The 22,939-nt window shown below is 39.9% G+C and carries 22 protein-coding genes and 1 riboswitch; of the genes, 3 read left to right on the top strand and 19 right to left on the bottom strand.

Annotation, left to right across the window (positions count from 1 at the left end; genetic code table 11):
• The 9 genes from NYE65_RS14045 to acpS all read right to left on the bottom strand — a co-directional run bounded on the left by NYE65_RS14045 (position 1) and on the right by acpS (position 6,833).
• Positions 1–1,011 carry a PP2C family protein-serine/threonine phosphatase gene (locus NYE65_RS14045; protein WP_034306371.1) on the bottom strand — a complete coding sequence of 337 codons (1,011 nt, stop codon included), beginning with the start codon at positions 1,009–1,011 and terminating at the stop codon, positions 1–3.
• A gap of 9 nt (positions 1,012–1,020) precedes the next feature.
• A complete protein-coding gene (locus tag NYE65_RS14040; protein WP_048682056.1) occupies positions 1,021–1,422 on the bottom strand; it encodes an anti-sigma regulatory factor in 402 nt (133 codons plus the stop codon).
• A gap of 3 nt (positions 1,423–1,425) precedes the next feature.
• Positions 1,426–1,782 carry an STAS domain-containing protein gene (locus tag NYE65_RS14035; RefSeq protein ID WP_048682053.1) on the bottom strand — a complete coding sequence of 119 codons (357 nt, stop codon included), beginning with the start codon at positions 1,780–1,782 and terminating at the stop codon, positions 1,426–1,428.
• A gap of 2 nt (positions 1,783–1,784) precedes the next feature.
• The gene (locus NYE65_RS14030) at positions 1,785–2,612 is read right to left on the bottom strand and encodes an RsbT co-antagonist protein RsbRA (protein ID WP_048682050.1); all 828 of its coding nucleotides are present in this window, start codon (positions 2,610–2,612) and stop codon (positions 1,785–1,787) included.
• 416 nt (positions 2,613–3,028) lie between these two features.
• The gene (locus NYE65_RS14025) at positions 3,029–3,379 is read right to left on the bottom strand and encodes a type II toxin-antitoxin system PemK/MazF family toxin (RefSeq protein ID WP_034306610.1); all 351 of its coding nucleotides are present in this window, start codon (positions 3,377–3,379) and stop codon (positions 3,029–3,031) included.
• 7 nt (positions 3,380–3,386) lie between these two features.
• Positions 3,387–3,668, bottom strand: a complete 282-nt coding sequence (locus NYE65_RS14020; RefSeq protein ID WP_034306380.1) for a CopG family ribbon-helix-helix protein — start codon at positions 3,666–3,668, stop codon at positions 3,387–3,389.
• 160 nt (positions 3,669–3,828) lie between these two features.
• On the bottom strand, positions 3,829–5,016 hold the full coding sequence (alr, locus tag NYE65_RS14015; protein WP_340861088.1) for an alanine racemase: 1,188 nt from the start codon (positions 5,014–5,016) through the stop codon (positions 3,829–3,831).
• A gap of 219 nt (positions 5,017–5,235) precedes the next feature.
• Complete coding sequence (locus tag NYE65_RS14010; RefSeq protein ID WP_053537120.1) at positions 5,236–6,240, bottom strand: LolA family protein; 1,005 nt, start codon at positions 6,238–6,240, stop codon at positions 5,236–5,238.
• Positions 6,241–6,482: 242 nt separating this feature from the next.
• Positions 6,483–6,833: a holo-ACP synthase gene (gene acpS, locus NYE65_RS14005; RefSeq protein WP_034306384.1), complete on the bottom strand. Its 351-nt coding sequence runs from the start codon at positions 6,831–6,833 to the stop codon at positions 6,483–6,485.
• Positions 6,834–6,942: 109 nt separating this feature from the next.
• Here acpS and NYE65_RS14000 point away from each other — a divergent pair, with 109 nt between their 5' ends.
• A complete protein-coding gene (locus tag NYE65_RS14000) occupies positions 6,943–7,533 on the top strand; it encodes a rhomboid family intramembrane serine protease (protein ID WP_328175695.1) in 591 nt (196 codons plus the stop codon).
• Between the two features lie 26 nt (positions 7,534–7,559).
• Here NYE65_RS14000 and NYE65_RS13995 read toward each other — a convergent pair whose 3' ends face one another.
• The 3 genes from NYE65_RS13995 to NYE65_RS13985 form a co-directional block, all read right to left on the bottom strand.
• The gene (locus NYE65_RS13995) at positions 7,560–9,023 is read right to left on the bottom strand and encodes a PH domain-containing protein (RefSeq protein ID WP_340861087.1); all 1,464 of its coding nucleotides are present in this window, start codon (positions 9,021–9,023) and stop codon (positions 7,560–7,562) included.
• The gene (locus NYE65_RS13990) at positions 9,016–9,489 is read right to left on the bottom strand and encodes a PH domain-containing protein (protein WP_445670450.1); all 474 of its coding nucleotides are present in this window, start codon (positions 9,487–9,489) and stop codon (positions 9,016–9,018) included. Before NYE65_RS13990 ends, NYE65_RS13995 begins: the two co-directional genes overlap by 8 nt.
• A 211-nt stretch (positions 9,490–9,700) precedes the next feature.
• Complete coding sequence (locus tag NYE65_RS13985) at positions 9,701–11,200, bottom strand: DEAD/DEAH box helicase (RefSeq protein ID WP_309078786.1); 1,500 nt, start codon at positions 11,198–11,200, stop codon at positions 9,701–9,703.
• A gap of 1,231 nt (positions 11,201–12,431) precedes the next feature.
• Between NYE65_RS13985 and NYE65_RS13980 the strand changes: the two genes are divergently transcribed.
• On the top strand, positions 12,432–13,583 hold the full coding sequence (locus tag NYE65_RS13980; RefSeq protein WP_340861085.1) for a PP2C family protein-serine/threonine phosphatase: 1,152 nt from the start codon (positions 12,432–12,434) through the stop codon (positions 13,581–13,583).
• Between the two features lie 51 nt (positions 13,584–13,634).
• Here the strand turns inward: NYE65_RS13980 and NYE65_RS13975 are convergent, their stop codons facing one another.
• From NYE65_RS13975 to NYE65_RS13965, 3 genes are all read right to left on the bottom strand, one after another.
• Positions 13,635–15,017: a UDP-N-acetylmuramoyl-tripeptide--D-alanyl-D-alanine ligase gene (locus tag NYE65_RS13975; RefSeq protein ID WP_098864638.1), complete on the bottom strand. Its 1,383-nt coding sequence runs from the start codon at positions 15,015–15,017 to the stop codon at positions 13,635–13,637.
• A gap of 152 nt (positions 15,018–15,169) precedes the next feature.
• The gene (locus NYE65_RS13970) at positions 15,170–16,252 is read right to left on the bottom strand and encodes a D-alanine--D-alanine ligase (protein WP_191930799.1); all 1,083 of its coding nucleotides are present in this window, start codon (positions 16,250–16,252) and stop codon (positions 15,170–15,172) included.
• 564 nt (positions 16,253–16,816) lie between these two features.
• Positions 16,817–17,599, bottom strand: a complete 783-nt coding sequence (locus NYE65_RS13965) for a hypothetical protein (protein ID WP_034306401.1) — start codon at positions 17,597–17,599, stop codon at positions 16,817–16,819.
• A 341-nt stretch (positions 17,600–17,940) separates the two neighbouring features.
• On the opposite strand from NYE65_RS13965, the gene NYE65_RS13960 reads away from it, so the two are divergent.
• Positions 17,941–18,102 (top strand): hypothetical protein, encoded by a 162-nt coding sequence (locus tag NYE65_RS13960; protein WP_340861084.1) that lies wholly within the window; start codon positions 17,941–17,943, stop codon positions 18,100–18,102.
• Between the two features lie 69 nt (positions 18,103–18,171).
• Here the strand turns inward: NYE65_RS13960 and NYE65_RS13955 are convergent, their stop codons facing one another.
• From NYE65_RS13955 to NYE65_RS13940, 4 genes are all read right to left on the bottom strand, one after another.
• The gene (locus NYE65_RS13955; RefSeq protein WP_264640037.1) at positions 18,172–19,431 is read right to left on the bottom strand and encodes a cation:dicarboxylate symporter family transporter; all 1,260 of its coding nucleotides are present in this window, start codon (positions 19,429–19,431) and stop codon (positions 18,172–18,174) included.
• 172 nt (positions 19,432–19,603) lie between these two features.
• A riboswitch (cyclic di-AMP (ydaO/yuaA leader) is annotated at positions 19,604–19,751 on the bottom strand.
• Between the two features lie 199 nt (positions 19,752–19,950).
• Entirely contained in the window at positions 19,951–21,210 is a 1,260-nt protein-coding gene (locus tag NYE65_RS13950; protein WP_340861083.1) for an efflux RND transporter periplasmic adaptor subunit, read from the bottom strand.
• Between the two features lie 14 nt (positions 21,211–21,224).
• The gene (locus tag NYE65_RS13945; protein ID WP_034306409.1) at positions 21,225–21,887 is read right to left on the bottom strand and encodes a hypothetical protein; all 663 of its coding nucleotides are present in this window, start codon (positions 21,885–21,887) and stop codon (positions 21,225–21,227) included.
• Between the two features lie 128 nt (positions 21,888–22,015).
• On the bottom strand, positions 22,016–22,909 hold the full coding sequence (locus NYE65_RS13940) for a YegS/Rv2252/BmrU family lipid kinase (RefSeq protein WP_340861082.1): 894 nt from the start codon (positions 22,907–22,909) through the stop codon (positions 22,016–22,018).
• Positions 22,910–22,939 lie beyond the last annotated feature (30 nt).

Raw genomic sequence — 22,939 nt, 5'->3', positions numbered from 1 at the left:
CTAAACATTTGATTTTAAAATTATTAATGTAAAATCATCCCTCAGTTGGAAGTTCTGCATTTTCTCCAATTGTTTATATATATTATTCACCATTTCCTGGGCTTGCAAATGCATATTTTTTTTAATCAAACCAATAAGCGTTTCTCTTTCTATGAACCCATCATTCGTGCGGCACTCCGTTACTCCGTCAGATAATAGAATGATCATGTCGCCACGATTCACCGTTTTTTCATATTGGCGATACCTTGTTTTTTTATCAACGCCAAGCAACAAGCCCTTTGCATCCAAATCGCTAAAAGTACCTGTAGCTGCGTCATAGTAAAATCCAGGTTCATGTCCGGCTGAAGCATAGGAAAATTGCCTGTCATGCGGATCATATAAACCATAGAACATGGTTATGAACATGCTTGGATCAACATTATGCTCCACAACCCGGTTCAAGCTCTCAAGTACACTTTTCGGTTCATGACGATGCTCCGGAAGACTGTCCATCGCATATTTGATCATCGACATGCACAGCGCAGCAGGGATCCCTTTTCCTATGACATCGGCTATCCCAACACCTATACGCTCATTTTCATCCTGGACGAAGTGATAGTAATCCCCGTTCATCTGCCTCGCAGGAACACTGATCGCCCCAATTTCAAGAGCTTTGATATCAGGTATTTCCGTTTCCAAAAGAGTATGTTGAACGTTTGCCGCTATCTCGATTTCCGTTTTCAATTCCTGCTGTTGATGTCTGAGGCTTTGATGTTCACGGTATGCAATGCCGTAGCCCATCATGACTTCTAGCAGAAAATCGAAAGAATCCAATACTTTTCCCGGTAATTCCGGGTAAAGTTCCATTAAGTTATTTTTATGCATACTTATGATTTCTTCTGGAGATATATTGTATTTGATATGTAGGCGGCTAATCTTCTGCCCTTGATAGAGTGCCTGCTCATTTTGGTCTTTAAGATAAGTAGAAAGCGCCTCATGATACTTTTTCTCCATGTTCTCCCTAATATCCATAGTCCCCCCCTAACGGAGCCATTTCGTCGCGATAATCTTAGTCCCTTCACCTGGTATCGATTCAATATCAAAGTCATCCATTAAACGTTTGGCTCCAGGAAGGCCTGCCCCCAGCCCCCCTGAGGTGGTATATCCATCTTCCATGACTCTGCGGATATCCTCAATTCCCGGCCCTTGGTCTTCTGCAATGATTTTCAATCCTGACTTCCCATTTATATTTAGCTTTTCTATGCTAACACTGCCTTGTCCAGCATATAGGTATATGTTTCGGGCCAATTCGCTAATGGCCGTTGTGATTCTGGCCTGGTCTACAGTACCGAACCCCAACTCTTTAGCGACATTTCTTCCGAGCTGCCTTGCAGCTACGATGTCCCATTCATTTATGATTTTTACGCAGGATTGGAACTCCATTCTTTAATCCCCCAATTCCTGTTGTAATTTCTCCAGGCCTTTCTCTAAGTCTAATGCTGTCAGAACATCATCGAGACTAATTCCTAGTTCAATCAATGTTATGGCAACAGCAGGCTGGATTCCCGTAATTACAACTTTGGCCCCCATAAGCTTAGACATGCTAAAGACATCGCCTAATACCTTTGCGATAAAAGAATCAATAAAATCTATTGAGGTAATATCTATAACAACGCCATTCGCGCTTGTTTCATGAATCTTATGCAGTAAATCCTCTTGAAATTGAAGAGCTGTCACATCATCCAATTCCCACTGTATAGAGACTAACAAGCAGTCATAAAGCTTTAATATCGGAATCCTCATACTTATCCCTCCACCTTTACGATCTTACGGCTCGTTAATTCCAACGCAACTTCTATCCCTTTTTTCAACGTATTTTTTGTAATCACTTCATTTAAATTAATGCCAAGATTAACGATGGTTTGAGCTATTTCAGGGCGGATGCCGCATAGTATACATTTGGCGCCCACTAATCGGACTGCTTCCGCTGCTTGAATGATATGGTGGGCAACCATGGTATCCACGACCGGCACGCCCGTAATATCAATAAGAACGACTTCAGATCTATGCTTAACCACGCCAGTCAACAGGTTTTCCATTATCTGTTTGGCACGTTCCGTATCAATCGTACCAATCAGCGGCATTACCGTAATTCCTTCCAATACAGGAATGAGCGGTGCCGAAAGTTCTTGCAACGCTATTTTTTGCATGGAAACGGTTCTTTCCCAAGTTTGAGTATATATATTGACTATTTCATTATTTATCGGTGTCGCCCATTTATCCAAATGGTTAACGAGATTGACTTGATTATCAGGAGTAACGAGACCCTTTTCCACCATCCCATTAATGACAATTAACGTGAACTTATGAAGTCCTTCATTGACGAAAGTAAGAGGCCATCCCAATTGGACGACTTTCTCGGCAAAATCTGAAAGCTTCAATGTGAATTCCTTGTTTTTACTATCAACGTTCGTGATGATCATATCTATAAATTCACTGCTCGTTTGCGTGAACATTCGATCTGAGACAACTTTAATTAATCTTTCGTCCGTACTTTCCTTCATGATGCCCATCCACTCAGTAAGGATGTAATCTTGATTTTGCTTAATAAAATCGTAAACCAATTGATTCATAATATCCTCCCATTCTAACACAATTGCTATGTTTCCCTGTCCACGTCACAAGGATGTTAACTAACTGTAATGTTATTTCCATTTGGATTTCCTTCGAGTTTCTCCACTGCACTTTTGCTTTTTTTAGGTATTTACAACATAACTACATACCCGAAATTCAGGTAAGAAAAACATAAATTAATGAAAAGTTAGGGAGATACCATAAAAAACAATGACATTCCATCCAATATCTAACTGTATAATGTTTTTATTCGTCAAATTTTTCATATTTCCTCCCTGTTTACTTTTTGGACACATGTTTATGTTATTTCATAAAAAAAAAACACGATTCCCACAGTACAGGAATCGTGCCATCTAAATAATATCAAGAATGATTTGTATTATAATAACGCCCGGTTTAACGGGAAAAATTTTCTTTAAAACTCAATGAGGCCTAAACTTATTTGCAAAGCTTCATTGACTTTTTGCATCATCGGTTCGTCAAGATGCGTAATTTTATCAGTTAAACGCTGCTTATCGATTGTCCGGATCTGTTCTAATAAAATGACGGAATCCCGTTCGAATCCGTACTTTTTTGCATTAATCTCAACATGTGTAGGCAATTTCGCTTTTTGAATTTGAGCTGTAATGGCTGCCACGATCACAGTCGGACTAAAGCGATTACCAATATCGTTTTGTAAAATTAGTACCGGACGGGTTCCACCCTGCTCTGAACCGACTACCGGGGAAAGGTCTGCGAAGTATACGTCACCACGCTTAACAACAATCAATGGCTCAGCCTCCGCTAACTAATCGTTCAACGCAATGACCAGCCTCGAATTCAGCCTGGAAGGCTTCAGAAGCAATCGTTAAATTAATGGCCGCCATTTCAATATAACCGCGTTTCATCGATTCACGAAACTCTTTCTTTTTACGTTCGCGAAGATACATTTTTGTGGCACGATAAATAAATTCACTGCGATTCACATTTTCCTCACTCGCATACCCGTCTAACTCTGTTAAAAAATTTTGAGGTAATCGAATTAATATCTCTCTTGTTGCGCTGGATTCAGACACAAACATACACCTCCACCATCACTACACACCTTTATTATATATCCTTTTCAATATTACCATTAAAATGCCTATCTGCAAAGAGTATATTCTATTCTCAATCCTATTATCAGCATAATAAAGGAAATCTTATTCACAATCTTAGGATTTTTTTACAATCCGCTCATTCCAAAATGAAGTTGCGTATATGATTCACCTGATTGTCTTTCAAATATATGCGGGGCACTCTTGCTCCTATCATGCATGTCACCTCATAGTTGATCGTTTCCAGTTTTTCCGCTATCTCATCGACAGTAATCGATTCATCCCCATCATTCCCGATTAATGTGACCACAGTTCCTACAGGGTATGGTCCAGGCAGCTTAATCATGCATTGATCCATGCAAATCCTTCCGACTATGGGCACTCTTTTTCCATCCACAAGAACTTCCTGACCTTGCAGCTTACGGATCCAGCCGTCAGCATATCCGATTGGCAAAGTTCCAATCCATTCATCACCTTCAGCCGTATAAGTCGCTCCATAGCTAACGCTTTCACCCTTAGCAAGCTGTTTAACCGCGACCATCTCCGTTCTCAATGATATAGCCTGTTTTAATGGAAATGGCAATATCGGCTTCATCTCCATGGAAGGACTCAAACCATACATGGAAATCCCCATTCTTACTGCATTCCATTCTGAATCGGTGAACCTTAAAGAAGCTGCACTATTGGCTGCATGAACATATTCCGGCTTTCCCGTCAATTCGGAAAGCATCCCTTTAAAAAAGGCAAGCTGCTTTTCATATAAGTCTGTCTTCATTTCATCCGCAGTCGCGAAATGAGTGAATATCCCTTGGAAATTGAAACAAGTTTCCCTCTTAAGCAAACTTTCCATTTTCATGAGTTGACCTTTATCTCGAATGCCGATCCTCCCCATGCCGCTATCCACTTTTACATGGACTTGCAAAACTTGTCCCGGTTTCAACAAATCCTTTGCCTTCTCCAACCATGCTTCATCGAAAACCGTCACGGAAATCCCATGCTCGGCAGCAAGCGCTGCACTTTCAGGCCTAGAAGCCCCAAGGACAAGAATCGGAGCCAATATACCTTTATTCCGTAAGGCAAGAGCCTCATCCAAAAAAGCTACACTTAAAAAATCCGCCCCCGCATCAAGCGCCGTTTTAGCCACTTCATAGTCCCCGTGGCCATAAGCATTGGCTTTGACGACAGCGAAAAGACTAACGCCCTTTTTCAGACTTTTTTTCATTGAAGAGATATTTTCAAAAATATTATCCAAATTTACTTCTGTCCACGTATCTCGATGAAATACTTTCGTTTCCAAGACCTTTTCCTTCTTTCCTATACTCACCATAAGATTCTTCCCAGTAGCGAAGTTTTCGTTTCATTATAGGACCATTCTATAACCAACCGCTAGAAAGATAAAGTGCTTTTTCACCTTGATCCTCATTTCCCGGCTGCCAGCCTAAATCAAATAATGGGTTAAAAAAGGTCAACAAGCCGCTTCCCCGCCTATCCTTCCCAGAAGAAAACCTTCGTAAGGAGACGGGAAAAATCAGCTTGTTATGTAATCCTATTTGACTGGATCTTCCCCAACCGAACGGGCGACTTCTATCATCTCTTCCTGTGACAAATCCTTTGATGCTAGCATGTAATCGACACCTTCAAAAGTCCATGCAATCGTATTTCCCGTCATGGCCCCGACAGTATAACCCAAATCAACAGGTTCTCCATTCACATTCGTCGAAACGGAAGTTTGGACTACCTCAGCTTTTTCCTGAACTAATGTAAAACTTTTTGTACCCTCATAGGTCAAAACGACACGTTCTCCCTTTTCCGTCGTAATTTCTTTTTCTTCCGTTAAATTCATATCGCCAATATTTTCAGGGTATTTCACTGCAAACCCCTCATTTTGGACTTCTGCCATAACGGGAGCTTCAAGTTGGGCACTTGTCATGTTTTTCTTCATGTCAAATGAATCTTTATCAAAACTCGTATCGAATTTTACTTTTGAGAATTCAACAAGAACCAAAGCGGTCCTATCAGGGTCCATGACTTTTACACTGACTGGGGATAAATCCTTTTTGTTTATAGTAATCTCTTGATATGGCAACATTTTATTGTTTTGGTAGCGCGTTTTCGTTTCAAAGACATAGTGTTTATCCGTTTCTTTATATGTCGCACTTTTATCTTCCGTAATGTCTTTCACCAACGACTCGAACAAATAGGCCTGACTGCTGTTCTCCGGCCACTCGCTTTGAAATTTAAAACTTTTATTCAAAGCAGGCGTCAAAACGTATACACCATCATCATTTTTCAAAATCATCTGGCTTTGATCTTTCTCTTCATTTTTCAGATTCACGCGGTAAAAAGAAGGGTCCTTATGCCAAATCTCCACATTATACACTTGAGGTTCCGTCCCCATCTTTAATGTCATCTTCGCGTTAGCTTTATATCCTTTCATTTCACCAAGCTTCTCATTCAATTCACTCACTACGTCACTCTGCGATTTTTGGCCGCAAGCAGAAAGAGCAAGCAAGAGCATGATCCCTGCAAAAAGCATTACCATCTTCTTCATCTTTTCAACCCCTTTTTGTCATTTGAACGTAAAAGGGAGAGGAAAAGGCAGGATCCGGACATTGGCTCGACTGATGTCTTAAATTCCTCAGTATTTTAGACAGGACCATTTCTCGATCCGGCTAAAAACTTTTCGAGAGCACCTACTCTGCCATGTACCTTTTACCGGGCCTTGTCTCCCTATAGCACTAAATGTATATGAGACAACCTTAAGGTTTATGACCCGATTGGACAAAACTCCACTCACCCTTCAATTACGACTTGAGCAACCGCATAATCCCTGCTATGGCTAATCGAAAGGTGGACCCCTTTAGAAAACGGCTTTGAAATCACCGGCTTTCCTTTATCATCCGAGATGATTTCAATATCCAAAAAGGATAAGTGTTTACCGATCCCTGTACCGTTCGCTTTTGAAAAAGCCTCCTTTGCCGCAAAACGGCCAGCAAAATACTCGACCTTCCTTCTTCCATTTAACTTTTCGAAAATCAAGATTTCACTTTCCGTCAATATACGCTCCTTTAAACGGGGTTGCCGATTAATCAATGTTTCCATTCTATCCAACTCAGTAATGTCCACGCCTATACCTTTAATCACTTTGACACCTCTTCTATTAATTTAATAAGTTGCATATCATTAGGAGGACTCTTTTACCTGAAAATGATAATATTGTATCTAATTAAAAAACGATATATAGGAGGAATTTATGTTTACAAGAACAGAAAGCTTCCGCGAATATGCAAATTCTTATCGAGCTGTAACTGTACTCATACTCATTATGATGCTTGTATTCGTTCTCGTCCTTTTCCCCGCATTTCCCGGCAATTTACTCTTTTATTATGGCACAGGTGTGAATTTATACATCGCTGATGGACAATGGTGGCGTTTGATCACCCCCATCTTTCTACATAGCACGTTTACACATTTACTGTTTAATGGATTCTCACTTGCCATCTTTGGTCCATTCCTGGAGAAATTACTTGGGGCCTTCAAGTTTTCAATCTTCTTTTTATCGACAGGGATCCTTGCCAATATCGCAACCTTCCTGATTAACCCACTGACATATAACCACGTAGGTGCTAGCGGAGCAATTTTTGGTTTACTCGGATTCTTTCTATACCTTGTACTGTTCAATAAAACCAATTTTACTAACAACGAAAGAAATACAGTATATACATTGACCGGAATTGCCATTATCATGACTTTCATCCAGCCGCAGATCAACGTTGTCGGACATTTGGCTGGAATGGCAACCGGCTTTTTAACAGCTCCATTATTCTTAAGAAAAAAATGGTAGGCCAAACAGCCGACTCTTCCTTTCAATCATTGGGAGTCGACTGCTTTTTTAGGTGAATACCAAGATTTAATTATTAGGCAATCCTTTTCTTCCACATCAGCAACCATACCGACCCGGGAGGTAATTCCTGATTTAATCGATGCTGTAATGGTGGCTAATTCTTTTCGATTCTGAAACCAGCTTTTTTTATATGTGATTGATTGAATTCTGCTTCTCTGCATGATCAATGTTTGCTTCGAGAAAAAACGGCTGCTCAATAGCAATAAATTCCCTTCTATGCTCCAACCTGCATCTCTATATTGCATGTATGCCCAAAAAATCGCCAACGGTACAAGCAAGAAGGACAGATAACCCCAAGGTCTGAAAAACCATACCAAGGCACCGATGATCGGGATAAGGTATAGAAACTTTCGAAACACATACCTGGAAAGTGCACGCTTGGGTATTGGTTTCATCTCCGTATCCGTTTCATAAACCGGTAAAATTTCCAGGATTTTTCCCTGTAAATGCTTCTTTCTGATTAAAGGGAACAGCATGATGGAAAGACTTTCTTTATCTTCCATGCTCCCTCCCGCATATTCAATATAAACCGTCGCCAATCCCAATGGCTTTCGAATTAAATTCTCCATGATCCGGATACCTTGAATTTTATGGATAGGGATTGTCAGTCGTCTTTTCTCGAGAAGCCCCCTGGAAATAACGATCTCCTCATCCGTTTTTATCACGGTAAAGGAAGCGTATTTAATTACCATACTTAATGTGGCCAGTACATAAACCGCCAATAAAGCCACAAGGGCAAACAAGGTCAGAATGAAGGTCCCCATTTCAATAAAATCTTCATAATCCTTAAATATTCTCTGAAAAGGTATCATTTCATCGAACTGTGAAATAAAAGCGACTGCCCCGGATAGGAAAACACCTACCGCTCCCGAAGTGGCAGCCATAGCGAATAACTGCGGCAGCGTCTGCTTAAAAACGGAAGATGATTTTGCAACAATTTCATTATCCGCGACTTCATCTTTATCCCTATCAAATGGGTTATACGCATTTTTTTCCTCACTTATATAAGCATTGATTCGATCCGCATCACTTTTCCTTATGGCTGATAATACGGCATCCGCCTGAGACCCGCCTGCCGTTTCAATATTCAGCTTCACCAGGCTGAATACCCTCTGGATGATGCCCTCTGATATATCTATGCTATGAATCCGATCAAACTTTATATACCGTTTCTTCCTTACGAATACCCCGGACTCAATTCTGAATTCTCCATCTTCTATCCGATATGTAAAGCGTAACCATTGCAAGAATGCATTCCCTATAATCAAAAGTATAATAATGGCAATGACCAGCGGTTGTATCCATCCGGGAATTCCTTCATTCTTCCCAGGAATGACGACCACTAATAAAAAAGGGATGACTAACTCCTTAATCGATTTAATGATGTTAAGCAATACAGCTATGGGGTGAAGCCTTTTAGGATCAGACATCTTCTTCCTCCACACTTGCCATTCTCGAAATATAATGCCGCAATTCATCCGCCTCTGCAAGGTCCAAGGCAGGGATAACATGAAGAGTCGCTGCAGTGGAAATTTCAACGGAGGCTAAATCGTATTTTCTTAATAATGGCCCTTGCTTCGTTTCAACATGCTGAACCCTTATCATGGGTATGAGTGTTCTTTTAATGATGAAAATACCACTTTGGATATCAATTTCAGTATTTCTTACTTCGTAACGCCACCTCTTCCATTTAACCGACGGAATCAGAAAGATGGCCAGATAGGATTGAATTGTCGAAAATAGGACCAACACGCCAATCACCCAATATGTCCAATCAAAAATGATTGTAAGCACGAGTACGGCGATGCTTATAATCCAGGTTATTGAACAGCTTATAAGACCACTGATTTTCCATACGGTTAAGGCCTTATTCGATATACGATTTTCAGGTTCCATGTGCTTCTCCTCTTCCGGACAGGTAATGCTAATTGAATCATCATCATCCATCCTTGCTTTCATCCATTATACTATATTTAAATACTGGAAATTAACCCCTTTTCAAACAATAGCTGGAGCATTCCATCCAAAAACCGCGGATACCTTTCATGAAGAAGTTGGAGATGCACATAAAAAAATGCCGCTCAAATGAGCGGCATTCCCAATTCAATTAAATCTTATTAGTTTTTTCTCTTTTTTGGCTCGTGCTGCGGTTTCCGTAACCATTCGATTTACGGTTCGTGCTTGGGCGTTTCCCTGATCCGCTGCCGTAATCTTTTCTGCCTGAAGAACTGCGGCCATTGCGCTGTCTGTTGCCAGAAGATCCGCTTCCTCCGCGATTGCGACGCATTGGAGATGGAGATTCTTCCGTTAACTTGATAGGCGTTTGATCCGGTTCTTTTGTCATTGATTTAAGCATGGCTGCAACTAAATCCGCTGCGCTATGTTTTTGCAATAACTCTTCCGCTTGACCAAGATATAAAGTTAAATCCTCATTCTCGATTGTATTAAGGATTTTTTCCGTTACTGCTTTTTGTTGACCTTCCAACGCTTCAGTTAACGTAGGAGTCTTAAGTTTCTCCATACGTTTTTTCGTTGTATGTTCAACTGCATGCAGTTGACCTCTTTCTCTTGGTGTTACAAACGTAATGGCTATACCATGTTTACCCGCACGTCCTGTACGTCCAATACGGTGAACGTAGCTTTCCGGATCTTGAGGGATATCAAAGTTGTATACGTGAGTAACGCCGGAAATATCAAGTCCACGTGCAGCAACGTCAGTAGCAACGAGCACATCGATGCTGCGGTCTTTGAACTTTTTCAATACAGAAAGGCGTTTTGCCTGGCTAAGGTCACCATGAATGCCTTCAGCCATATAACCGCGGATATTCAATGCAGATGCCAATTCATCTACACGGCGTTTCGTACGTCCGAAGACGATCGCAAGATCCGGTGTTTGAATATCGAAAAGGCGTGCAAGTGTATCGAATTTTTCACTTTCTTTTAACTCCAAGTAATATTGTTCGATACGATCCACTGTCATTTCTTTTGCTTTTACACGTACAAGAACAGGTTCCCGCATGAATCTTTCGGCAATTTTACGGATCGGATCAGGCATTGTAGCTGAGAAAAGCAATGTTTGCCTTTCGTCAGGAACCGTTGAAAGGATCAATTCGATATCCTCAATGAATCCCATGTTAAGCATTTCATCCGCTTCATCAAGAACTACAGTGTGAACTCCGCCTAATTTAATATTTTTACGTTTGATATGGTCTAAAAGACGACCAGGCGTACCAACGATAATATGTGGTTTTTTCTTTAAAGCACGGATTTGACGGTCGATGTCTTGTCCACCATAAACTGCAAGTACACGAGCGCGTTTTCCGTAACCAAGCTTGAAAAGTTCCTCGGAAACTTGAATCGCAAGCTCACGTGTAGGTGCGATGACGATCCCTTGCACGTTTTCGTTATTGATATCGATGTTTTCCATCAATGGAATACCGAATGCTGCTGTTTTACCTGTTCCTGTTTGCGCTTGACCGATTATATCTTTACCTTCAAGTGCTAGAGGTATCGTTTGGGATTGAATCGGGCTCGCTTCCTCAAATCCCATTTTTTCTATTGATTTCATGGACGTTCTATCTAATCCTAATTCGCTAAACAATGTCAATGTTTTCGTACTCCTTTTTATATCGTAAATTTACACGTGCATTCATGGATCATGCACAGATGTTTTAGTTCAAATCCTCATCATCATGACGGATGTTCTTCTTTATCTCTTAATAAAAAGTTTATCATTATCACCTAAAAGTATGTCTGCCTTTTAGTTCAAATGAACTCAATATGATTTTTTAAAAAGGAAATATACCAGTACGGACATTCACTGGCATTTTTAATTTCGCGCACGTGTAAACTTATCATTAACCTACGCTCATCTTTTTAAAAGTACATGTAACCAAAATTAAATTCAATATGGAAAATTAAAAGTAGCATAAACGGTGTTTGACCGTTTTATTCAGGTGAGGGCTGCTGCACCTATTATTCATCAAACTTAAAAAGGCTGGATGAACAAAACTTGACGAGAGCCAAGATTCTTATACAAAACAGGCCCGGTGCGTTGAGGATTTGCAGAAGTGGAAAAGCGCTAAAAATGCGGCTTGATTCCCTAATAGCTACTAAAGCCGCCAAGAGATGCAGCTTTTATATATGACCAGACGCGCGGCCTATTTAATCTAAAATAATCTCAAGAATGAACTCATGAAACATGTAAGAACATACAATTTTGTTGCCTCAACCTGATTAATTTAAATAATCATCAATGATAAGACATTTAAACTCATACTCATATTACCATTTTCAAACTGTTAATGCAATAAAGGATATCGCCCCATTCAGAGTTACTAAAACTTTAGATCGTTTTAAAAACGGTTAAATTGGATATCTCCACCTGATAATTGTGCAGCTGATTTATTCAACAGAATTACCTTAGTTACTATAACCTATCATGCGTAAGTGGATTCAGACTGCAAACGACAGTTGGCTTAAGGAATCCAGTTGGGAGGATTTCAGTAACCTATTCCTGTTTTAAAATAACGGTTCGGGATAGACCATTCCAAACCACTAACTATATTCATGTGAATTTTTCACAAAACGAACATCCATTTATATATGATATGAGTTTAAATCAAATAGTTTCAACAAACCTTTTTCAAGAAAAATTAAATCTAACGATAACCCCCTTCCACGATTACCCCCGTTGGAGGAAAGGGCTTATCACGAATGAATTTCCAGGTATATGGGATCATTCATTTTTCGAAAATTTCATCTTTTTTTGTAAAAATTATAGTAAATTAGTCTAAATGCAGTATGATTGACCTATCAACAAATCAACGGGGGGTTATATGAACATATTCACAATAGATGTTCCTTTATGTAAGGATTTTGGTCGAATCTTAAAGAAAATGAACAAGAAAGTCACTTTTTTGGAGGATCCACTCAATCAAAGTCATCTATTCGAAGATTCATCGGACTTAATGAAATCATTATTTATTTTGCCTTTGCACATATCAACAGATTCTTGGCAGCAAACTTCTTTATTTGCCTTAGCTGAATCTCACGAAATCCCTATCTTATTCATTTACAAACGCACTTTAGGAATGGAGCCCCCTCAGGCCTTACCGGAAAAGACCTTTTATGAAACCATGGCAGTCCCTGCCGATTCAGTAGAAGTCCGGATTAAATTAAAGTCACTCAAAAACATCAGCATGCAATTGTTTTCGGCAAAAATGAAGGGGCAAGAGCTTGAAAAGATACACCAAAAATCAGCAAGGAGCCTGCGAATTGCAAAGGGGATTCAACTTTCAAGTTTACCTTTGTCGATCAATAATGATGATATAGAGGTCAAAGGCCTTTTTCAGCCTTCGAGTGAGCTTTCTGGGGATTTATTTTACTGGGCGGAGGTCGGCGACAGGATATATGGCTTCATCATGATCGATGTATTTGGAAAAGGTATTCACACAGCACTTATAAACATGTCCATAAGGACTTTGATGCCCGACCTTATCAAACGGGTAAAAGACCCCATTTACATAACAGAGGAACTGGGCAAACATATTCGGGACCTATTTCAAGGAGTTAATCGGGAAAACAAAAAACATGCTCGTATTACAGCCTTCATCGCATACGTGAATACAAAGGATCGACTCATCGAATATGTGAACTACGGACTTCCTTCGGCCTTTTTGTATTCCCCATGCACCAATCAAATTCTCAACTTAAACGAAGGGGCCACCCCAAGCGGACTGATCCCCGAATTGCCCATAAAAAAAATAGTCTTTCACTATGAACCAGGAAGCCGTTTCATCATCTATACAGACGGACTGTCTAAAACGCCCACACCTTCCGCCATTGACCGATCTGACAATATCGAGAGGGAATTCATTGAAAATGTCCATCTCGATACAAATGACCTTCTTCAGGAGCTATTGGTCTCAAGGATGAGGCATTCAGTGATTAACGATGACATCTGCATTATAGCCGGGACACTGTTTTAAAGACAATAAAAGAGGCCGTTTCAATAAAAGAAACGGCCTTTTCTTTATTTTTTATTTTTGTAGAGCTTGAACTACTTCCTCCAGCTTCATGCCCCTGGAAGCTTTAACAAGTATGATGTCATTTTCCTGTGTGGACGACTTAAGTTCCTCTATAAGCTCCTGCTTATCTTGAAAAGGGCGAACCTGCTCCGATGAAAAAGACTTGCTCGCTCCCTTGGCAATAAACTCGGCTAAAGGTCCATATGTGAAAATCTTATCAATCCGCTCATTGGAAATCAATTCACCAATTTTCGTATGAAAGTCTTTTTCCTGCGGCCCTAACTCCAACATATCTCCCAATACAAGGATCTTATTCTCGAATCCAGATAAGCCCTCAACCAACTCCACTGCCGCCTTGACTGAAGTTGGACTGGCATTATATGCATCATTGATGATTTTCTGCCCTTTTGCGCCTTCAACCAATTCCATCCTCATATTAGTCAACTGAATGGTCGATAGGCCTTTACGGATCGAAGAATCATCCACATTGAATTCTTTAGCAACCAAGATGGCCGCCAACGCATTAAGAACATTATGATGACCTAACACAGGTATCTCATAACCGATCTCCTTATCACCGCTTGCGATTGTAAACGTGGTACTGTCCGCCCCTTGGCTAATGGCCTGTGGATATAAATCATTTTCTTCCGTACGTCCAAAAGATATTACGTTTAAATCAGGAAAATCCTTTTTGATCCGATTGCGAAGCAATGGTTCATCACCATGATATATCAGCGTTCCATCTTTCGCCAAACCTTCGACAATTTCCAACTTCGCATTCGCGATTTCCTCGCGTGATCCTAAATCCAATAAGTGTGATTCACCGATATTGGTAATGATCGCTACATCAGGCTTTGCCATTTTGGATAAGAACTCGATTTCACCGCGGCTGCTCATCCCCATTTCCAAAACAGCCGCTTCCGTATCCTGTGCCATAGAAAGTATCGTTAGCGGCAAACCTAAATGATTATTGAAGTTTCCATTGGTTTTATGAACCTTATAGGCAGTGGCCAGCAGCGCAGCGGTCATATCTTTCGTAGTGGTCTTACCATTGCTCCCTGTTATCCCAATGACTTTTATATTCAACTCCTGGCGGTAAGAACGCGCCAATTGCTGAAGTGCTTTCTCAGTGTTTTCGACAATGATTATCGGTAAATCATCAGGAGGATTCGGAACATCCCTTTGCCAAAAGGAAGCTGCAGCCCCTTGCGCTAAAGCCTGCTTGACATACTCATGGCCGTCAACCTTCTCTCCCTTAAGCGGAATGAACAAACATCCTTCCTTAACCGTTCTTGAATCGATGGTAACCCCATTAATTCCTTTGGACTGGAATGGACTGATATCATTCAATCCCTCTGCCATTTCATGTACTTGTTTTAACGTTCTCTTTATCATTTTGTTCCTCCTACATTCATCGAACCGTTAATCGCTCTCCGTTAACCAAACGAAGCAGAAACCAGTTTAAATCGCACCGGTTCCTGCTGATTGGAATCCATCAAATCAAGGCATGATGGATTGTGGAGTTTACTGATACTTTACCTGCATGATCAAACTGTATATTTGATTTGTTGTTTTTCCTGATGACGTTCCAAGGCAAGTTTCACGAGTGTTTCAATTAACGCTGGATAGTCGACACCTGTGTGCTTCCACAATAACGGAAACATGCTGAAAGGAGTAAACCCAGGCATTGTATTCACTTCATTAATATAGATTTGCCCCTCATGCGTCAAGAAGAAATCTGCGCGGACCAATCCAGAGCAATCCAATGACTTAAAGGCAGTAATGGCCATTTCGGATAAAGCTGCATACTCGCTTTCCGTTATCTCCGCCGGAATGACCATCGCTGAATTACCGTCTACATATTTTGCTGAATAATCATAGAAGGCAAAATCTTTCTTAGGGATGATTTCGCCTGCCACTGAACAAGACGGTTCATCATTACCAAGAATACCAAACTCGAGTTCACGAGCAATGACCCCTTCTTCAATGATGATCTTCCGATCGAATTGAAAAGCTTCCGCTACCGCTTTTTCCAGTTCATCAGCATCATTACATTTGCTGATACCGACACTTGAACCTAAATTGGCAGGTTTGACAAAACAAGGGTACCCCAATTCATCCGCTACCTTTTTGATGGCACTTTCAGTATTCTTCTCCCATTCGGAACGAATGAACCAAGTGTATTTCACTTGAGGAAGTCCTGCCTGGGCAAAAATGTTTTTCATGATGACCTTATCCATTCCTGCTGAAGAAGCTAAAACGCCATTCCCTACATAAGGAAGGTTCAACAGTTCCAGCATCCCTTGTACGGTTCCATCTTCTCCATTCGGTCCGTGAAGCAATGGGAAAATTACGTCATACCCTGTTGATTCACTATTTTCATCAGTTGAATGTGCTTGCAAGGCAAGAGGCGAGCTCGATTTTTCCGGTGAAAATGTCAAAGCCTCCACGTTCTCGGCAGGACCTGTTAACTTTGGTCCATTAATCCATGAACCATCTTTTGTTATGTAAATCGGATATATATCAAACTTTGCTAAATCGAGAGCTTTAATGACCGCTAAAGCCGTCTGCATAGAAACCTCATGCTCCGCAGATTTTCCACCATAAAGCAAACCAAGTTTAGTTTTCATGAGTTATTACCCTCCAATATTCTTTTAACCATGTTCATTGTATCACTTTACACTAAAACGGATAAAGCGAAACTTCCATCATTGAGGCTTTTCCAATGATTACTATTTTGCAAAACACAGAATAAAACTGCCATATCCTGTGGCAACTCCTGTGCTAGCACATCCTGTGTGGCGCAATCGGGCATTTACAGGCTGTTGGCTCACCACATTTCTTTTTCATTACATTTATCATCAGGCCTCCTTACAGCCTGTTAATGCGGGGTAAAGCGAAACTTCCATCATTGTGGCTTTTCCAATGATGGTTAGTTGAGCCAATCGGGCATTTACAGGCTGTTGGCTCACCACATTTCTTTTTCATTACATTTATCATCAGGCCTCCTTACAGCCTGTTAATGCGGGGTAAAGCGAAACTTCCATTATTGTGGCTTTTACAATGATTACTATTTTGCAAAACACAGAATAAAACTGCCATATCCTGTGAACACCTCTACGTTTCCCTCTCTTATCTTTTATGCATGAGACGGTAAGTCTTACACCTAAAAAGTTCAAAGACTTCAAATAAAATCAGGAGGATGGTGTATTTTTAATAACACTTTCCCAAATCTTCTCTTTTCGATTGAAGATAATAAATGCATCGGGCTCCTTACTATCTCTATCCGAAAAGGAATCATGCATTTCATCCATGTTTAAATAATCCCCTACGACCCATGCCGGTATCTCAATTTTCGTTCTAGTATACTTAACATCCCGAAAGGAAAAAACGAGCCCCTCTGCCAGAATATGAGCCAAGGAAACGATGATTTCTGCAGGAATCGCCGTCAGCTCTTTTTTCTTTCTGATTCCAAGCCACGTCCTCTCTACTTTTAACGGCTCCAGCTTTAGCGGAATCAGACTTCCTAACATCATATAATATGTCGAAAGAGAACGAAAATAAATTTTATTGAACCAGCCATCATCCTGGGCCAGGTACACAAATTGGTTATTCAATTTACGGAAAAACGGGGGATCAAGATGGGTTTTGGCGTGTCCTAAATATAATAGTTCCGCTATTTCCCTTCCATCCAATTCATCCAGCCCTTCCGCTTCTTCAAAATCAATCCAACAGAAATCTCCATATGCCCGGACATTTTCTTTAACGAGCTTCGCAATAGCTTCAGATGAAGCGCTCTCAAGCAGGACATTCAAATTGTATTCCCCACCATCGAATTGATGTTTCAATAATAAAATCGAATCCAATGTATACGGAAGCGAATTGACGAATTCACGAAAATTGAGTCCATTAAAAAGGACAAACCGTTCGGAAGCCTGCATATACATGTATAAGATATCATTACTTTCATTCTTCATAACCTGATCCCCTCCGAGCTCTCAATCAATAATGTTATTTTATCAAACTTTTGGAGTTTCACGTAAGTTATATAACCCCAATATTAATCATCATCATCTGTATCAGGTAAATAACATGAATCAAAGTCCATATTAACCAATAGGAAAAAATATAGGGATTTGAAGAATGGATCATAAATTGTTTTATCACTCATTAACTCGTTTCATAGGGCCGCTTCCCTATTTGCTTATGTATCCCAAACTCAAAATGACCGACATTAGCTTTGAAAACAAATCAACTGTATTTTAAAGCCTGAAGGTAGTTTCATTTCACAACACATGACCTTCTGGGCCGAGAGGAAATGATTTGGTTTTGGGGTAAACAAGATGAAAGGCTTTATGAATTTGGGGGTATTTTGACATCCGGGAAGACACGTCAAGAAGGTTGTTTCCTCCATAAAACAATTCAACTTGAAGTGCTTGAGTATCTGAAGGAAGCAGAGTTTACAGTCATCGAGAAATAAGAAAGCGCTATTTCATTCAAAAAATAAATAAAAAAATCCAGAGTGACATTTCACTCTGGATTTTTTGTATTAAGAAACTTGTTCTAGTTCTTTTTTGGAAGGAGGGTTGAATTGACCTTCCCATTTAGAGATAACGATTGCCGCAAGTGAATTACCGATAACGTTTACCACTGTACGTCCCATATCAAGAATACGGTCGATACCGGCAATAAATGCTAGACCTTCAATAGGAATACCGACAGTTCCCAATGTCGCTAAAAGAACTACGAAAGATACACCTGGTACACCCGCAATCCCCTTGGAAGTGATCATCAACACTAGCATCAGCGTAATTTGCTCATACGCGCTTAAATCGATTCCATACATTTGAGCGATGAAGATAGCTGCTAACGCTTGGTATAATGTAGAACCATCAAGGTTAAAGGAGTATCCAGTCGGAATAACAAATGTAGCAATATGTTTCGGACATCCCGCTTTCTCCATTTTTTCCATGATTTTCGGAAGAACCGCTTCTGAACTTGCAGTAGAGAAAGCAAGAACCAATTCTTCTTTCAGAAGTTTAATCAAAGTAAAGATATTGAATCCTACAAACTTTGCAATAAGACCCAGAATGACAATTACAAAGAAGATCATTGTTCCGTAAACAGAAAGCGCTAACTTTCCTAACGGAATCAAAGATTCCAAGCCGAACTTGGAGATAGTCACACCGATTAGTGCAAATACACCGATAGGAGCGAATTTCATGACCATGTTAGTTAGGTAGAACATTCCTTCTGCTACACCTTGGAAGAAGCGGAATACCGGTTTACCCTTTTCACCGATGGCCGCAATACTTAGTCCAAACAACACGGAGAAGAAAATGATCGCTAGCATATCGCCTTCTACCATGGCTTTAACTGGATTGGATGGCACGATGTGTACAAGTGTATCTACGAACGATTCATGCTGCTTAGTTTCTGCTGTATCAACATATGTGGAGATATCAGTTTGTTCCAGGTTATTCATATTCACACCAGCACCAGGCTGGATGATATTCGCTGAAATTAAACCAACAGCAATCGCTATCATAGTTACGACAACAAAGTATGATAATGATTTAGCACCTAGTTTTCCTACCGCTTTTAAGTCACCTACACCGGCAACTGCAACGATAAGGCTGGATACGATGATCGGCACTACGATCATTTTAATCATTCGTAGGAAAATGTCTCCGAATGGCTGTAAAAAGTTTTGGGCCGACTCATTACCATAAAAAATGGCACCAACGATAATCCCTAGAATTAAACCAATGAAAATTTGGCTAGCTAAACTTAGTTTGAATTTCTTCATTTACTTTCCTCACCTTCCATAAAGTCTTTGATGCAAAAACATTTTTGTCTCGGTAAGGGAAACAAGATACTAATAAAAGAAAGTAATTTTTCTTTTTTTGAAAAACTCTGTCTTTACGCCGAAAAAAAAGACACTTCATGTGTCGATTTCTTATAGGCGTGAATATTCACACATGTTCCCTTGAAGACGCTGACGAGGTTAGCTGTCGGGTTAGGATTGGAAACACAAAAAGCCCTTTCATTTCTGAATTCACCCCTAGCGGATAAAATCCACAAAAATGGGTCCCCCGTTCTTGGAATAAGATTAAGCGAGTTAACTTATAATAAAATATTATACTAAAAATGATAATCTGTAAATATTTATTCGCATCCGTTCTAGAAAAAGGTCTTTGAATATGTCTGAATATTCTGTATTAATAGCTATTCTATCTATAATTACGCTTCCCGATTTTTAATCACTTAAGTTATATTGATATAATTAATAAATAATTTGACATCACCTCTCTTGTGAAAAAAGCGGTTATTTTTCCAGAATGCCAAGTAACAGGTATCTTACTTTTTCCCTAGAGGTGAATTTTTTATAAGTTCCAGCTTTCACTTTTTCAAATTGAATCGGGGTAATAAAATAAGAATGGTTCTTCACTGCCACATTCGGCATCAGGAGGATGACGTCACCTACAGACGGTCCCTTTATGATTTCCTGCTTCCCTTCAGCCTTAAGACCTTTTGTAATGTAATGTTTATCCACATGGCCTTTATTCGTCAACTTGTAAATATAAGGATGCTTTTGGTATTGTACCGCCTCTATCGGTATGGAGGGTACACCGGCTTTCTCATTGGTTATTACAGTAAGATTCACTTTCGATCCCACCAACAGAGGTTCCGTTTCTTCGCCTTCCGGTTCGATTAAAGCCTGAAATGGAAATCTGTTATCTTTTTTTAATGATGGCTCTTCAGCGGGATAGGAATGGATACGGCCTATCGTCCCTTTCAATGCCTTTTTTGAATCAGAGGAACTTGCTTTTATAGTCATGCCCACTTCAGCCTTTTTCATTTCCTCTCCGGAGAAATACCCTTCAATTGCCATGTTTGTCGAAACGATGGATATAATGGGATTATCAAGGTTTTTATTGATATTTTTAACGATACCATCAGCCTCGCTCGTCGTCACAATTGCACTGGACTGCTCCTCAATCGAACTTAATTTAGCGTCAAGCATTTTCACTTTTTCATCCAACCTGTTTTTTTCTAGTTCCTGCTTGTACATTTCTTGCTCAATGTTACTTTTAATAAGATCTGAAGAGCTTGTCGTTATATCAATATTCAAGTTTTTTTCCACCGATTCATCAATTGCCGCTTCAGGTTCACTGGTCACGTTCCCCTGATAAGACCTCAACTTCCCTATGTATTCCTCAATCCCTGCCATTTCCCCCTCAGCTGCCGTTTTCTCCGCTTCCAAACTCGCTTTAAGCGCATCAAGTTCGGTCGCCGTATACTCAAACAACGAGGAGCCAGCCGTAACCGAATCGCCTTCTTTTACAAGGAATTTCTTAAAATCATTTTTCTTGGCATCAAAATAGATATCATACTCTTCTACTGGTTTAATTACCCCATTTGTTTGAATAGTATCCGTAATTGTATCTTTTTTTACCTTAGTCCAGTTTTCAACGAAAACCGTCCGCTCCACTTTGCTTTCTTTTTTTTCAATAAGGTATAAGTTAACGGTTATTAACACTATCGACGCAATGGAGACCGCCGCTATTTTCCAGTTACCGCTCATTCATTTCACCCGCTTTATACAAATACGCCTACTTGGATGTATCCTAAAAAGGCTTTAACAAACCATGTGGCCAAATAGAATAGAACAATCATTAAAAGGACCAAATAATTATTACGTTCTGTAAATTCCTTTAAATAAAAATATTGCAGAGCAATAATGAGAAATTGAAAAATGGTAATTTCACTGAAAAAGTGAATGAAATAATCACTTCTGAGAAAATACTGACTGATGATCCCCAATGAAAAAGGATTGGCATCGCTGCCTATATCCATTAAAACGAATAAGGGAATCAATAATGTTTTTTCCACTAATTGCAGGCCAAAAAGAATCATTTGAACGATAACTAATTTTATATAGGGGATATCAGTAACGATCCAAAAGAATAGAGCTGCTAAAAATATGTATATGGAAGGGTGGATTATTCCTGTTATTATATTGCCGCTCAAAATCAGCAACTTTGCTGCTTCGAATTCATTGGCGCTCATCTTCGTGATTTCTTTGGAAAATGATTCTGAACCAATGCCAAAATATCCCCCAACGGCGAATACTATAAGACTAAGAAAATATATAAATATTAATTTCAATCCAAGCTTTGTGACTGCCTCTGCATTTTGCAGCTGATAACGACTCCGATAAGGCTGTAAAATGCCCTTTAACAATCCGACCTGGTACACCATAATTGGTCCTCCTGCAAAAAATGATATATCATCATACATTTTATCCTATTTTGGGAACAATTGCAGAAATAAGGAATGAATATACAAAAAAAACACATAAGCCTTTCCCTTTAAATAGAATCCCCACATTAATTTGGTGTTAATACCGACAAATGGTGGGCAAGGACTTTAATGCGTGAAGGAGTTTGCCTATAGTTCTCTCCATCCATATCCACATCAAGCGGCCTCTTGGATTCAATAGTCAAGGTACCTGCTTGTAAATAAGTCACCCCAGAGTCAGAACTCATATTTTGAGTCCATGAACGTTTCATCGCTATTATTTCTAAAAATGCACCAAGGCTTGCATTTTCCAAGATGGCAACGCCAAAGAGCCCTTCGTCTGGTCTAATCATGGGAAAGGGCAATAAATTAGTGCCGATAAAACAACCATTCAAGACCAAAACCATAACTGCTTCCCCTTCAATGAAATCCCCATCATATTCCACTTTATAAGGAAAGGGAGCACTCTCACCAATTATCCTTACAGCGCTTAATAAATATCCTATCTTTCCGAACCTGCTTTTTTCCTGCTCATCAATATTATTTGAAGCATCTGAAATAAGCCCAACTCCCCAGAAATTGGAAAAATAATCATTATTGGACTTACCAATATCAATTGGACGAACCTTACCGTTTATTAATGCTTCCGCAGCTTGACGAACATTTTGAGGAATCTTTAATGTCCTGGCGAAGTCATTGCAAGTCCCTCCAGGTAAAATCCCAAACAACGGCCGCCTCTGAAGGGGTGAAAGGCCATTTACACACTCATGTACCGTTCCATCTCCTCCCAATACGAAAACTACATCCATTTCTTCACCATATTCCAAACAATAACGGCATGCATCGCCTTTTTGCTTTGTTTGTAGAATGAGAAACTCATCAATATGTGGAGCTAATACCGGAAGACACCCTCCTAGATTCCTTTTGAGTTTATCATTCCCTGCATTTTTATTATAAATCAGCATTCCCTTTTTCCATCGCATGATTCCAGCCCCCATATTATTGAAAGAATT

The organism is Peribacillus sp. FSL R5-0717 (genome assembly GCF_038002945.1).
GTDB lineage: Bacteria > Bacillota > Bacilli > Bacillales > DSM-1321 > Peribacillus > Peribacillus frigoritolerans.
This window is presented reverse-complemented; position numbering and strand designations above follow the sequence as displayed.